Consider the following 13,803-nt stretch of genomic DNA (forward strand, 5'->3'; position numbering starts at 1 on the left):
GATAGGAGACTAGAGATATGGCCATTCTTCTTCTGGCAGAACACGACAACGCAACCCTGTCCGACCAGACCGCCAAGGCGCTGACGGCCGCCACCAAGATTGGCGGCGACGTTCACGTGCTGGTTGCCGGCTCCGGAGCCAAGGCTGCCGCCGACGCCGCCGCCAAGCTTTCGGGCGTATCCAAGGTGCTGCTCGCCGACGATGCGAGCCTTGCCAACAACCTCGCGGAGCCGCTCGCGGCTCTGATCGTCGGCCTGGCCGGCGGCTACGACACGATCATTGCGCCCGCCACCTCCTCGGCCAAGAACGTCATGCCGCGCGTGGCCGCCCTGCTCGACGTGATGCAGGTCTCGGAGATTACCGAGGTCGTCTCGGCCGACACCTTCAAGCGCCCGATCTATGCCGGCAACGCCATCCAGACGGTGCAGTCGAGCGACGCGAAGAAGGTCATCACCGTGCGCACCGCCTCGTTCGCCGCTGCCGGCGAAGGTGGCTCGGCTGCCGTCGAGACCGTCGGCGCCGCAGCCAATCCTGATGTCTCGTCCTTCGTCAACGACGCGCTGTCGAGCTCCGACCGCCCGGAACTGACCTCGGCCAAGATCATCATCTCGGGCGGCCGTGCGCTCGGGTCCGCCGAGAAGTTCAAGGAAGTCATCCTGCCGGTCGCCGACAAGCTCGGCGCCGCCGTCGGCGCATCGCGCGCTGCCGTCGATGCAGGCTACGCCCCGAACGACTGGCAGGTCGGCCAGACCGGCAAGGTCGTCGCCCCGCAGCTCTACATCGCGGCCGGTATTTCCGGCGCCATCCAGCACCTCGCCGGCATAAAGGATTCCAAGGTCATCGTCGCGATCAACAAGGACGAGGAGGCACCGATCTTCCAGGTCGCCGACTACGGCCTGGTCGCCGACCTCTTCGAAGCCCTGCCGGAACTGGAAAAGGCGCGTTGGTTAAGGTTTTAACTTTACACATCAGGTGCAAGTTCCATAAATCGCATTATCTGATTTGTTATAACATTACACAAGGAGGCAACTGGCTGCCGTCGACCAGGTCCCGGCGGCAGCCCTTTTTCTTGGGGCGTCGGCCTCCCACCGATGTTTCCATGAGGGCACTCGGTGCCACACTCTCCGCCGACCACGACGCAACCAACCGCGATTTTTGTCATGAAGGAATGGATACTTTCGCCGCTTGAAAAGAGCTGCATCCGTTGGATTTCTCGGGGCAGAACCGTCGCCGAGATCGCATCCCTCGAAGGCAAGAGCGTTGTTGATATCGAAAGCTGCTTGCGAAGTGCTTTGCGCACGCTTGGGGCAAAATCGATCGCGGAGGCGCTCCAGAAGGCGAACCTCCCTCAGCCCGATTAACGAGCAAATCACTCCCGACGCCCAGACTTGATTTGAAAACGGAAGCGATCTTGTTGCCGAGAGCCGCGGGAAGCATCTGGCTCACATGCGAATGCCGTACCCGACAGAGCGTTCCAGCTGGAGCAAACCAATCCCGCTCTTTTGGATGGCGTCCTGGCCCGGTGCCGGATCTTCCACGATCAACCCACAGGGGGTCCGCTAGCAAGCTGCGACCGCTCCGGCTTCGCCTCGCGGTGATCGCGCCCGTCCCCGGGCCTTGTGAGGAGCCATCGAGCGGGAATTGGCCCGCTCCCGATGGAGCCACTTCAAATGTCGCACGATCTTTCTCTCGCCCAGTCCCACGCCTTCCAGCTTTCCCGCGACCTGATGGTCCCGGTCACTCTGTTCACGGTCGACGGCGAATACGGCGTCCTTCCGTCCGACGAAATCGACGCCGACGACGATCTGGAGATCGTACACGAATTTTTCCCATGGGCGGCTCATTGAGCCGCCGTTCCTAATTGCCGCTTGCGCGCGGCAGGCCGCAAGGGAGGCTTCGCCGCGGCCGAGCGGGCATTGCATGATCCGACAATTGTCAGCCGCGCCCTTGCGGCCTTTGCTCTTCGCGGCTGGTGGAAGCGTGCCCGAGAAGAGACGGGCAAGGAAATGCGAGGAAGAAGAGGCATGGACAGAAAAGAAATAGAGACGCTGCGCGAACGGGTGAGTTGTGCCGCCGTTCTCGAGCAGGCGGGCTTCGCCATTGATATGAAGGAAAGTACGCGGCGGGCGGTGAAGTTTCGACGGGGGAGCGAGATCGTCATCGTCACCCATGAGGGACGCGGATGGTTCGATCCGCTCAGCGATGCGAAGGGCGACGTATTCGGTCTTGTCGAGCATCTCGACAATGTCGACTTTCTCGAAGGCGCCGGACGCGTCGCCGCACTCGTCGGTTTTGCAATCACGGAGCCGGAATGGCGGTCTCCAAAGATAGAGCAAGACTCCGACCTCTCGTTATTCGAGCGTTGGCAGGAGCGCCGCCGGCCGTGGGCCGGTTCATCGACCTGGGCTTATCTTAACGGTGAGCGTTTCCTGCCGGCATCCTTGCTTCGCGCCGCGATCCGGCAAGATCGTCTGCGCGAGGGGCCATATGCCAGCATGTGGGCAGCGCATACCGACAGCGCCGGAGCCGTCACCGGTTGGGAGGCGCGGGGTCCCGAGTATCGCGGTTTTGCCTCCGGAGGGACGAAGGTTCTCTTCCGCCTGGGGCAGGACACGGCGTTGCGCCTGGCTGTCACGGAAGCTGCGATCGACGCCATGAGCCTCGCCGCCATCGAGGGGTTGCGGGATGGAACGCTCTATCTCAGTACCGGTGGCGGATGGTCGCCGTCGACGGAGGCGGCGCTGCGGCAGATGGCATCGCGGCCCGAGGCTCTGCTGGTTGCGGCGACAGACGCCAATCCGCAAGGCGAGATGTTTGCCGAGCGGTTACGGGCGCTGGCTGACGACGTCGGCTGCAACTGGTCTCGCCTTCGCCCGCCGGCGGACGATTGGAACGAGGCCCTGAAAATCAGGGACAAAGAAGGGAGGGAGAGGAAAGAAGGCGGCGTGCCGCATTCCCGCCGCCCGCGTCAAGGGAAGCTTCGCCCGGCAGAGCCGGCCCTTGACCCGGCCGGTCGCGATGCCGGCGGCCCGGGAGATGTCATGAAGGACTGAAGAGGATGGCAAGGTCGGAAGGACAGTGCCGCGCTTCGGTCCGGACCACTCCGAAGGAGCCGCAGATGAACCCCTCTTCCGCAATCCGCAAGGTCTTCCAGGGCGTCGCCTCACGCCAGCAAATGTTCCGGATGTTCGATCGCCACGCCCGGCGTCCGAACCGCTGGGAGGATGACGCTGCCCCGTTCTATGCCGGCGAATGGTTCGAGATCGCCGAGATTGAGCATGACTACATGTTCGAAATCCTGCCGCCGCTCTGGATCCGCGGATCGATGTTCGCGATGCGCGAGTTTCTGACCGGATCGGTGACATCGGTGTTCTTCGCGCTGCGGATCGACGGCGTCATCCGGCATTTCCATGGCTATTGCGATCTTTCAGACAGCCAGGCCGTCGAACGCATGCGGGTCGAAATCATCGAGCGGGAGAGCCGGCCGGTGCGCGCCATGACACGCGAAGAACGCCTGGAGCATATCTGGAGCATCACGGCCGATGACTATCGTGGCTATGCAGGCGATCGCTGGCCGGAGGAGTCGCGCGGCAAGCGTACGATCATGCTTTATGGCAGCAAGACAGGCAGCACCCTGAAATTGCTCGATGATCTGACCGACGACGAAATAGCAGCCAAGCTCCCGGTACAGCTGCGCCACCTTCCCTCGTCGATCGCCGCATGAAGGAGGCCGTGCCATGCTTTCCTTTCCTCTCACATCCGTTCGCGACGCGATTGCCCGCGGTCGCACCGACGCGGAGGCCAATGGTGGCTTTCGTGATCCCTATTACGGCCTGCGCCCTGGCAAGGACCAGAAGCCGGGCCTCTGGCTCGTCGGCGATCACGGCGTTTATCTGATGTCCAATGGCCAGCTGCTCGATGGTGCCAAGCCCTTGGTCGTCTATGCCGAGGAGTGCGACCCCAGCACCAATGACGACTGGTTCGACGTCAAACGCCGGACATTCGGCGGCGACGATGGCGTCGATTTCATCGACGCGGAACAACTGGAACCGATGATGGCGGCGGCTCCGAAGGCCACGCACCTTTGCATCGTGTTCCATCAGGAATCGATGCAGCTCACGGTCATCGCGAAGTCCTGATCACTGCGACCACCGGCCCCTTAAGGCCACCAATCCCTGAACCCTGAGCTTCCTCAATCCCGCAAGATTTCCCGCGGGGTGATGACGCTCGCCGTTTCCCGAGGAGAACTTCATGAGCAACGATCCCTTCACTCTCGACATGTTCGGCAGCAGCGCGCTGTCATCCGGGCTTGGCCTCGGGGTCACAGCCTTTGGCGGTTTCGATGCCGTCGCGGCCAATGACGACGACCCCGAACCGACACCGCCCTCTTCTGCCCCGGCCTTGCCTGTCGCGACGGCAAAGCGTCCGGCGCCCCGGCGACAGGGCCGCCGGTCCAACTTCTACCTCGATGATGCCGATCGCGATCTTGCGGCGACGTGGAAGGACAGGGCGCGCATCAACATCGCCGCGATCCTGGTCGCCGGTGCGATCGAGAAACAGGACCGGCCGGCATCTCGCGAAGAGCAGCAGCGGTTGATCCGCTTTACAGGCTTTGGCGCCTCTGAACTTGCGAACACGATATTCCGTCGTCCGGGCGAGCCCGACTTCCGCGATGGCTGGGAAGAGCTTGGAAGCTCGCTGGAAAGCGCTGTTTCGGACGCAGACTACGCGTCCCTTGCCCGATGCACCCAATATGCACATTTCACACCGGAGTTCATCATCCGCGCCATATGGGCGAGCTTGCAGCGCCTGGGCTGGCGTGGCGGCCGCGTGCTCGAGCCTGGCATCGGTACCGGCCTGTTCCCCGCGCTGATGCCAGAACCATTGCGCGATCGGAGTTTCTTCACCGGTATCGAGCTTGACCCTGTCACCGCCAGGATCGTCCGCCTGCTGCAGCCGAAGGCGCGGATCATCAACGGCGACTTTGCGCGCGCCGATCTGGCGCCGATTTACGATCTCGCCATCGGCAATCCGCCCTTCTCCGACCGGACCGTCCGATCCGACCGGGCCAATCGCTCGCTGGGCTTGCGGCTGCACGACTATTTCATCGTCCGTTCGATCGATCTCCTGAAACCCGGCGCGCTCGCCACTTTCGTCACCAGCGCCGGCACGATGGACAAGGCGGATGCGACAGCACGCGAGCACATCGCCAAAACCGCCGACCTGATCGCCGCGATCCGCCTGCCGGAGGGTAGTTTCCGCCGCGACGCCGGCACGGATGTCGTGGTCGACCTGCTCTTCTTCCGCAAGCGCAAGACCGGGGAGGCCGAGGGAGACCTCTCCTGGCTCGACCTTGAGGAGGTGCGACCGGCGACGCAAGACGACGGCGCAATTCGGGTGAACCGCTGGTTTGCGCGGCATCCTGATTTCGTGCTTGGCGATCATGCCCTGACTTCCGGTCCCTTCGGTGAGACCTACACCTGTCGACCACGTGTTGGCGAGGACCTCGCGGCAGCTCTGCGGCAGGTCATCCTCCTGCTTCCCGAAAGCCGCTATGACGGTGAGCCGACCGAGATCGACATCGACCTCGAGACCGAGCTCGGCGAGATCGTCGACCTTCGCCCCGACAGTCGACAGGTCCGGGAGGGTAGCTTCTTCATCGACATCAGACGTGGTCTGATGCAGATGGTCGGCGGTGCGCCGGTCGAAGTCCAGGTGCGCAAGGGCCGCACCGGCGACGGCACGCCGGAAAAGCACGTCCGCATCATCAAGAAGCTGATCCCGGTCCGCGATGCCGTGCGCGATGTTCTGAAGGCCCAGGAACAGGATCGGCCATGGCGCGACCTCCAAGTGCGACTGAGGATCGCCTGGTCGAGCTTCGTGCGCGACTTCGGTCCGATCAACCACACCACGGTCTCGATCAGCGAGGATGAAGAAACCGGCGAGGTCCGTGAGACGCATCGCCGCCCGAACCTGCAGCCCTTTCTTGACGACCCCGATTGCTGGCTGGTCGCCTCGATCGAGGACTATGACCTCGACACCGATACGGCCAAGCCCGGTCCGATCTTTTCCCAACGGGTCATCTCGCCGCCTGCCCCGCCTGTCATCACCAGCGCCGCGGACGCACTGGCCGTGGTGCTCAACGAACGCGGTCGCGTCGATATCGAGCATATCGCCGAACTGCTGCACAGACATGTCGATGTGGTGGTCGATGAACTGGGCGATGCAATCTTCCGGGATCCTGCCGGCGGCTCGTGGCAGACAGCGGATGCCTATCTCGCCGGCCCAGTCCGCACCAAGCTCACCGTCGCCGAAGCGGCCGCAGGACTGGATCCAGCTTACGAGCGCAACGTTCGCGCGCTTCAGGCCGTCCAACCCGCCGACCTTCGCCCTTCTGATATCACCGCACGTCTCGGCGCGCCGTGGATCCCGGCGAGCGATGTCGTGGCCTTCGTCAAGGAGATGATGGGCGCCGACATCAGGATCCACCATATGCCGGAGCTCGGGAGCTGGACCGTCGAGGCACGGCAGCTCGGCTACAGCGCCGCCGGCACATCCGAATGGGGCACCAGCCGACGCGATGCCGGGGAACTGCTCGCCGACGCACTGAACAGCCGCGTTCCGCAGATCTTCGACGTCTTCAAGGACGCCGGCGGCGAGCGGCGCGTCCTGAACGTCGTCGACACTGAAGCCGCGCGCGACAAGCTGCAGAAGATCAAGCAGGCTTTCCAAGCCTGGGTGTGGACCGATCCCGATCGAACCGACCGATTGGCGCGGGTCTATAACGACCGGTTCAACAACCTCGCGCCGCGATGCTTCGACGGCTCTCATCTCAAACTTCCGGGCGCCTCAGGCGCTTTTGTTCTTTATGGACACCAGAAGCGCGGCATCTGGCGGATCATCTCCTCGGGCTCGACCTATCTTGCGCACGCCGTAGGCGCCGGCAAGACGATGACCATGGCGGCCGCCATCATGGAGCAACGCCGGCTCGGGCTGATCGCCAAGGCAATGCTGGTCGTCCCCGGCCATTGCCTGGCGCAGGCTGCGCGCGAGTTTCTCGCGCTCTATCCCAATGCCCACATCCTGGTAGCGGACGAGACCAACTTCACCAAGGACAAGCGGGCGCGATTCTTGAGCCGGGCGGCGACCGCCACCTGGGATGCGATCATCATCACGCACTCGGCGTTCAGGTTCATCGCTGTGCCGTCGGCCTTTGAACAGCAGATGATCCACGACGAGCTCGAACTCTATGAGGATCTGCTGACCAAGGTCGACAGCGAGGATCGCGTCTCGCGCAAGCGCCTCGAACGACTGAAAGAGGGTCTGCAGGAACGCCTGGAGGGCCTCGCGACTCGCAAGGACGATCTTCTCACAATCTCGGAAATCGGTGTCGACCAGATCATTGTCGACGAGGCGCAGGAGTTCCGGAAGCTTTCATTCGCGACCAACATGTCGACGTTGAAGGGTATCGATCCGAACGGCTCGCAGCGCGCCTGGGACCTCTACGTCAAATCCCGCTTCATCGAAACCAAGAATCCCGGCCGGGCGCTGGTGCTCGCTTCCGGCACGCCGATCACCAACACGCTTGGCGAGATGTTCTCGATCCAACGCCTGCTCGGACACGAAGCGCTTGCCGAGCGCGGTCTGCACGAATTCGATGCCTGGGCATCGTGCTTCGGCGACACGACGACCGAGCTCGAAATCCAGCCCTCCGGCAAATACAAACCGGTCAGCCGGTTCGCGAGCTTCGTCAATGTTCCGGAACTGATCGCGATGTTCCGCGCCTTCGCCGATGTCGTCATGCCGGAGGATCTTCGCGAATTCATCAGGGTGCCTGATATCTCCACTGGCCGGCGGCAGATCCTCACCGCCAAACCGACGCCTGCCTTCAAGGCCTATCAGCAGATCCTCGATGCCCGCATCAAGGCGATCGAGATGCGCGAGGGACCGGCACAGCCCGGCGACGATATCCTGCTCTCCGTCATCACCGACGGCCGCCATGCAGCGATTGATCTCCGCCTCGTCATGCCGGCCAACGACAACGAGGAGGACAACAAGCTCAACCTCCTCGTCCGCAACGCCTTCCGGATCTGGCAGGAGACAAGCGCGGCCACATACCTTCGCCCGGACGGCAAGGCTTACGAGCTGCCGGGTGCGGCGCAGATGATCTTTTCCGACCTCGGCACCATCAACGTCGAGAAGACCCGCGGCTTTTCGGCTTACCGTTGGATCCGCGACGAGCTCGTGCGGCTCGGTGTTCCCGCTTGCGAAATCGCTTTCATGCAGGACTTCAAGAAAACCGAGGCCAAGCAGCGGCTCTTCGGTGATGTGCGCGCCGGCCGGGTTCGTTTCTTGATCGGCAGTTCCGAGACGATGGGAACGGGCGTCAATGCGCAACTCCGCCTGAAAGCACTGCACCATCTCGATGTGCCGTGGCTGCCGTCTCACATCGAGCAGCGCGAGGGCCGCATTGTCCGGCAGGGCAATCAGCATGACGAAGTCGATATCTTCGCCTATGCCACGGAAGGGTCACTCGACGCCTCCATGTGGCAGAACAACGAGCGCAAGGCCCGCTTCATCGCGGCAGCGCTCAGCGGTGATACATCGATCCGCCGGCTTGAGGATCTCGGTGAAGGGCAGGCCAACCAGTTCGCCATGGCCAAGGCTATCGCTTCCGGTGACGAACGGCTGATGCAGAAGGCAGGTCTGGAGGCCGATATCGCCAGGCTGGAACGGCTGCGCGCCGCCCATGACGACGACCAATATGCGGTCCGCCGGCAAATGCGCGATGCGGAGCGCGACATCGAGGTCTCGACCCGCCGCATCGCGGAGGTCGGCCAGGATATAGACCGGCTGGTGCCGACTACCGGCGACGCGTTCGCGATGACTGTTCTCGGCAAAGCCTACCAGGAGCGCAAGGACGCCGGCCGCGCGCTGATGAAGGAAATCCTCACTCTTCTCCAACTGCAGCAGGAGGGTGACGTTCATCTGGCGAGCATCGGTGGTTTCGATCTTGTCTATGAGGGCGAGCGCTTCGGAAAGGGTGATGGCTATCGTTACCTCACCACGCTCCAGCGCACCGGCGCGGATTACGAGATCGATCTTGCGGTAACGGTGACGCCGCTCGGCGCCGTGTCCCGCCTCGAGCACGCGCTCGACGGATTCGACGAGGAGCGCGAACGGTATCGCCACCGCTTGGAGGAAGCGCGTCGGCGGCTTGCCTCCTATCGCTCGCGTGAGGGCGGCGCTTTCGCTTTTGCCGACGAACTTGCCGAGAAGCGCAGACAGCTCCGCGATGTCGACGACGCGCTCGCTGCCGCGGCCGTCGCGGGCGCTGACGGTCCGGCAGAAGCTGCTTGATCGGCAGTGCTGTTTGGATGCAGCGCAGCATTCTGCATAGCTGCATTGCACAAAAAATCATTTCCACCTGATCAAAAAGCGATCATAATGCACACAGCTGATGCACATGGCGGTTTTCCTCCCAGTGGCGCCGCAGCAGCTGTTCCCCTCTGGAGGTTTAAATTGCCTTCATACCTATAGGGTCCGAGTTTCTCGTGGCCCTTTTTTTGTCCTGGTTTCCGTCTGTCGGCATCGTTCATGACGATCATGTCAGCCCGCGGCTTCGCCGCGCGCATGAAACCGTCCCCGGTCGGTCGCATCCTTCGGGTGTTCAGGAGAGCTACGACGTCGGAAGGGCTCGGTTCCTTCAGGCCGACCCTGTAGATCGCAATTCCGGCATCGATATTCGCCTCCATGGTCCTCAGCCCCTCGAAATGCTGTGACGCCTCCTGGCGGGTGATCCCCAAGGTCTCGGCGAACCCCAGGATTTCGTCCGTTCCCGGAACGACCTGAAAGGCAAATATCACTCTTGCAGCGTGCATCGTAAATCTCCCTGATCTGCGGCCTGTCTACGGCTCCGCCCGATCGCAGGGAACTATCAAAAGTGTGAGTGAAGAAGGGAGGAGAAGGACAAGGGAAGAACCGGTCGCAGATCGGTCGTCCCGTCGCCGCTTACGCTCAACCGCCGCCTCCGCATCCCGGCCACTCGTCCGGCGCAGGGCGCGAGGCACCCCGCTTGTCCTTCGCAGCAGGGACGCTCGGCCGCAGTTGCGCCGGTCCGCTCGTCCCTGCGGTCCGGGAGATGTCTTCGGAAAAAATGAAGACAGGAAGGACCGGCAAGAGGCCGCGTCCCCGCATCCCGGAAGAGGAAAATCCCATGCATATCATGAAGGTCGATCCGCGCTCGTTGAAGGACAATCCGGACAATACCCGGCAATCCAAATCCACCCCGCAGGCCGATGCGCTGCTGCTCGCCACCATCAAGGCCGTCGGCATCATCCAGCCGCCCGTCATTTTTCCCGAAGTTGGTGGTGGGAACGGCTACGTCATTGAAGCCGGTCATCGTCGCACCCGCATGGCCATCGCCGCAGGCCTCGAGGAAATCGAGGTGCTCGTCGTCGAAGCCGCAAACGACAATGGCGCCATGCGGTCAATGGTCGAGAACATTGCGCGCGAACCGCTGAACCCGGTCGACCAGTGGCGCGGCATCGAACGCCTGGTCGCACTCGACTGGACCGAGGAAGCAATTGCGGTGGCACTCGCCCTGCCCGTCCGGCAAATCCGCAAGCTGCGCCTGCTCGCCAACGTCCTACCGGCGATGCTCGACCAGATGGCGTTCGGCGACATGCCGAATGAGCAGCAGCTCCGCACCATCGCGGCAGCACACCTCGATGAGCAGAAGGAGGTCTGGAAGGCGCAGAAGCCGAAGAAAGGCCAGCCCGCCGCATGGTGGCAGATTGCCAACGCGCTGAGCAAGACCCGCATGTATGCCAAGGATGCGAGCTTCGGTGACGATCTCAGAGAAGCCTACGGCATCGAATGGATCGAGGATCTGTTCGCTCCCGCGGACGAGGACAGCCGCTACACCCCCAATGTCGAAGCCTATCTCGGCGCCCAGCAGGAGTGGATGACGAACAATCTGCCCAAGAAGGGAATTATCGCCGAGGTTTCTCAATGGGGCGAGGCCAAGCTGCCGCAGAAGGCAAGCCGCGTCTATGGCAAGCCCGGCAAGGGCGACCACACCGCCATGTATCTGGATCGGAACGGCAAGGTGCAGACCGTGCACTACCGGATGCCCGAGGAGAAGAAAACCAGAGGCAAGGGAGCGGTCGTCGAAGGTGGCGCCACCGGTGGCGAGGATGTGATCGACGCACCGAAGCAGCGTCCTGATGTCACGCAAAAGGGCCACGACATGATCGGTGACCTCAGGACCGATGCACTCCACGAGGCGCTCGCCCGCGCACCGATCGAGGACGACACGCTGACGGCCCTCCTTGTCCTCGCCTTTGCCGGCATGAATGTCCGGGTCGACTCCGGGGCGAACGACCACGTTTTCGGCGCGAAGCGGTTCGCCCGCCATGTGGCTCGGTTGCTCGACGCTGACGGCAAGCTCGCCTTCGACCGCGACACCTTGCGGATTGCCGCCCGCTCGATGCTGGTCGATGTGCTGTCGTGCCGCCGCGGCATGTCGAACAGCGGTATCGTCTCGCGCATAGCCGGCGATGCCATCGGTGCGGACGGATATCTCCCGAACATGGGCACGGAGGATTTCCTGCTTTGCCTGTCGCGGCAGGCGCTTGAAGCCTCGTGCAAAGGCACCTCGGTTCTCCCGCGCCCGAAGGTCCGCGAGACCCGTGCCGCACTGGTCGAGCACTTCAAGGACGGGCACTTCGTCCATGCGGCGGCCCTGTTCGCCCCCGATCCGAGGGATCTCGCCGAGCTGATCAAGGAAGGCGAGGCGGTGGAGGATGACGCCGCTGCCGCCCCTGGGGAAACAGCAGATGGTCTTGAAGGCGAGCTTGCCGATGGCAGCCTCGCCGACGAGGCGCCCGATCTTGATGTCGCTGATCCGGAGGCCGATGACCGCGCCGCCGACGAGGACGAAACCGCCTACGGCATCGCGGCAGAATAGCCGCCGCTCTTCCAACTTTTCCGATCGACCCCCGCCGCCGGCCCTCACCGGCGGCGGTTTCGTTTCCATGAACCGCAGAATTTCGAGGAGATGTCCAATGTCTGCGTCCCTGATTTACGACCTCGCCCCGATCGGCTCCATCGTTGCCTGGTCCGACGGCACACCCCGCCCGCCCGAGCGCTTCAAGAAGAAGCTCGCGGCCTGGCAGACGCGCAATAGCAAGGGCCGGCTGATCCGCAAGGAGGGTCCGCGCCAATCCGGAAACTACACCTCGCCGGGATATTTCACACTGCATGAGGCGGATTTCGGCGGGAAAAACACCATCGTCATGCGCATTCACCGAACCTTCGGCCTCGACTCCGATCTCACCTTCAAGGTGCTCGAGCGCCCCGCCCTCGGTTCGATCCGCGTCTTCGATCGCGCGGGTTCGAACGCGGAACTTGTCCATTTCGCGGACAATCGCGAGGCGGCCGCGGTCTGGCTGCAAGTACACGGCTATCCCAACGCCGTGCTCGAAGAGGTGACCGCCGACGAGGTTGCTGCTGCTCAGGTCGAAGGTAGGGCCGCCGCATGAGGACCTCAGAACTTCAGCATGAGCCGATATTGGCTTTAGAGGATTTGGGCGTAGAATTCGGCGTCAGCGCCGACGGATTTCCGGTCGCCCGGATCGGCGATACGCATCTGGCAATGGTGCCGGCGCGCGATGGCGCGAGCTTCCTCGCGAGCGCCTGGCGGCTTAACCGTCCGCTTTCCGAGCTGACGCGCGCAGATTTCTACGGTCACGATGGCCGCCTCGAGGATGAGGCGGCTTTTTGCGCCCGGGTCTTCGAGACGGCCCAGCACAAGCGCGAGTTATCCGCCCTGAGGCGGATCCAGACCCGCATGACGGCCAGTACACCCTGGGGACCGTCGCAGCTTGCGACCGTCTACGCGGAGGGGATCGTGTCCCATATGACGGCTGGCCATGGCGGGTTTCATCTGTCGGCCGAACGGAATCTTCGCGTCTCCCCGTTGCTGCGAAAATGCTCGCCCTGGTACGAGGAGGATGCCGAATGGGCCATCGTCGCCCTCACCTTCCCGGAGCTCTTCACCTCATACGAGCGCAAATGTGCGGACGAGACATTCCGCAACAGCTGGCCGAGCGCATGGGAAGAGATCCACGGGCGCGAACTCGGGTCCGGCCAATCCTGGATGAAGGACCGGCAAGCCTTCGAGCGCAGGCATGCCGGCGACTGGGTCGTCGTCTCGGCGATCTACTCGAGCCACCATGCCGATATGACGGAGGTGGTCGCCACGCGCGGAGGCATGCGGGACCAACGTGCCGACGAGCGGCGCTTTCTTGTTCCGAGCGCCGAATATGGAACCCGTGGGCCGTTCGGCTTCGTCATCGATGATGAGCGTCACGCCGTCTATGACGGTCCTTCGGACTTCATCGGCTGGCGGCGGCGGAGGACCGGGACATGAACCCGATCAGTCCGTGGGTGCTCCTTGCCCGCATGGAGGTGGCGCGGCGCGAAACGCGCCATCACCTCGATCTCATCCATCGGCAGATTGCCACACGCGCTGAGCGCCTGGCTGTGACCGAAAAGGCGAAAGCCAGAAACCGCACGCACAAGCGCTCCGGCTCACGATGGACCCGTTCCGATGAGATGCTGTTTCAAGATCACGTCGATCGCCTGTCGTTCGAGCGGCGTAGCGAACTCGAGGCGCTCACCCGAAAGCTGGAGCGTCAGGACCGCGCCACACCATGTTACGGCTGAAACTCGGCAATTCTGCTTGGCGAGAGGCCGCGTGAGAGGCGGTCGACGGTAGCGCATTGGCGGAGTGCGCCC

General features: G+C 63.1%; 11 protein-coding genes. 10 read left to right on the forward strand and 1 reads right to left on the reverse strand.

The genetic code is table 11. The features are described 5' to 3' along the window. The first annotated feature begins 17 nt into the window (after positions 1–17). From shn_RS32945 to shn_RS32970, 6 genes are all read left to right on the forward strand, one after another. A complete protein-coding gene (locus shn_RS32945; RefSeq protein ID WP_064334660.1) occupies positions 18–959 on the forward strand; it encodes an electron transfer flavoprotein subunit alpha/FixB family protein in 942 nt (313 codons plus the stop codon). Positions 960–1,670: 711 nt separating this feature from the next. Continuing rightward, positions 1,671–1,847, forward strand: a complete 177-nt coding sequence (locus shn_RS36710; RefSeq protein ID WP_162854294.1) for a hypothetical protein — start codon at positions 1,671–1,673, stop codon at positions 1,845–1,847. 177 nt (positions 1,848–2,024) lie between these two features. After that, complete coding sequence (locus tag shn_RS32955; protein WP_064334662.1) at positions 2,025–3,053, forward strand: DUF3991 and toprim domain-containing protein; 1,029 nt, start codon at positions 2,025–2,027, stop codon at positions 3,051–3,053. A 65-nt stretch (positions 3,054–3,118) separates the two neighbouring features. After that, positions 3,119–3,724: a DUF1419 domain-containing protein gene (locus tag shn_RS32960; protein ID WP_064334663.1), complete on the forward strand. Its 606-nt coding sequence runs from the start codon at positions 3,119–3,121 to the stop codon at positions 3,722–3,724. A 13-nt stretch (positions 3,725–3,737) separates the two neighbouring features. Then, positions 3,738–4,139, forward strand: coding sequence for a DUF3085 domain-containing protein (locus shn_RS32965; protein ID WP_064334664.1), 402 nt, complete (start codon positions 3,738–3,740; stop codon positions 4,137–4,139). Between the two features lie 112 nt (positions 4,140–4,251). Continuing rightward, positions 4,252–9,360: a DEAD/DEAH box helicase family protein gene (locus tag shn_RS32970; protein WP_064334665.1), complete on the forward strand. Its 5,109-nt coding sequence runs from the start codon at positions 4,252–4,254 to the stop codon at positions 9,358–9,360. A 71-nt stretch (positions 9,361–9,431) separates the two neighbouring features. Here shn_RS32970 and shn_RS36885 read toward each other — a convergent pair whose 3' ends face one another. After that, on the reverse strand, positions 9,432–9,881 hold the full coding sequence (locus shn_RS36885) for a hypothetical protein (RefSeq protein WP_064334666.1): 450 nt from the start codon (positions 9,879–9,881) through the stop codon (positions 9,432–9,434). Positions 9,882–10,216: 335 nt separating this feature from the next. Here shn_RS36885 and shn_RS32980 point away from each other — a divergent pair, with 335 nt between their 5' ends. The 4 genes from shn_RS32980 (at position 10,217) to shn_RS32995 (ending at position 13,731) form a co-directional block, all read left to right on the forward strand. Next, entirely contained in the window at positions 10,217–11,971 is a 1,755-nt protein-coding gene (locus tag shn_RS32980) for a ParB N-terminal domain-containing protein (RefSeq protein ID WP_064334667.1), read from the forward strand. 97 nt (positions 11,972–12,068) lie between these two features. Continuing rightward, complete coding sequence (locus shn_RS32985; RefSeq protein WP_064334668.1) at positions 12,069–12,545, forward strand: hypothetical protein; 477 nt, start codon at positions 12,069–12,071, stop codon at positions 12,543–12,545. After that, the gene (locus tag shn_RS32990; RefSeq protein WP_064334669.1) at positions 12,542–13,435 is read left to right on the forward strand and encodes a hypothetical protein; all 894 of its coding nucleotides are present in this window, start codon (positions 12,542–12,544) and stop codon (positions 13,433–13,435) included. Before shn_RS32985 ends, shn_RS32990 begins: the two co-directional genes overlap by 4 nt. Next, positions 13,432–13,731, forward strand: a complete 300-nt coding sequence (locus shn_RS32995) for a hypothetical protein (protein WP_064334670.1) — start codon at positions 13,432–13,434, stop codon at positions 13,729–13,731. Before shn_RS32990 ends, shn_RS32995 begins: the two co-directional genes overlap by 4 nt. The last annotated feature ends 72 nt before the right edge of the window (positions 13,732–13,803 follow it).

The organism is Shinella sp. HZN7 (assembly GCF_001652565.1).
GTDB classification, from domain to species: domain Bacteria; phylum Pseudomonadota; class Alphaproteobacteria; order Rhizobiales; family Rhizobiaceae; genus Shinella; species Shinella granuli.

What these genes read in the sequence shown, in the direction of transcription:
- shn_RS32965 (WP_064334664.1), top strand. Translation starts at nt 3,738, where the DNA reads ATGCTTTCCTTTCCTCTCACATCCGTTCGCGACGCGATTGCCCGCGGT.
- shn_RS32945 (WP_064334660.1), top strand. Translation starts at nt 18, where the DNA reads ATGGCCATTCTTCTTCTGGCAGAACACGACAACGCAACCCTGTCCGAC.
- shn_RS32970 (WP_064334665.1), top strand. Translation starts at nt 4,252, where the DNA reads ATGAGCAACGATCCCTTCACTCTCGACATGTTCGGCAGCAGCGCGCTG.
- shn_RS36710 (WP_162854294.1), top strand. Translation starts at nt 1,671, where the DNA reads ATGTCGCACGATCTTTCTCTCGCCCAGTCCCACGCCTTCCAGCTTTCC.
- shn_RS32990 (WP_064334669.1), top strand. Translation starts at nt 12,542, where the DNA reads ATGAGGACCTCAGAACTTCAGCATGAGCCGATATTGGCTTTAGAGGAT.
- shn_RS32995 (WP_064334670.1), top strand. Translation starts at nt 13,432, where the DNA reads ATGAACCCGATCAGTCCGTGGGTGCTCCTTGCCCGCATGGAGGTGGCG.
- shn_RS32955 (WP_064334662.1), top strand. Translation starts at nt 2,025, where the DNA reads ATGGACAGAAAAGAAATAGAGACGCTGCGCGAACGGGTGAGTTGTGCC.
- shn_RS32980 (WP_064334667.1), top strand. Translation starts at nt 10,217, where the DNA reads ATGCATATCATGAAGGTCGATCCGCGCTCGTTGAAGGACAATCCGGAC.
- shn_RS36885 (WP_064334666.1), bottom strand. Translation starts at nt 9,881, where the DNA reads ATGCACGCTGCAAGAGTGATATTTGCCTTTCAGGTCGTTCCGGGAACG.
- shn_RS32985 (WP_064334668.1), top strand. Translation starts at nt 12,069, where the DNA reads ATGTCTGCGTCCCTGATTTACGACCTCGCCCCGATCGGCTCCATCGTT.
- shn_RS32960 (WP_064334663.1), top strand. Translation starts at nt 3,119, where the DNA reads ATGAACCCCTCTTCCGCAATCCGCAAGGTCTTCCAGGGCGTCGCCTCA.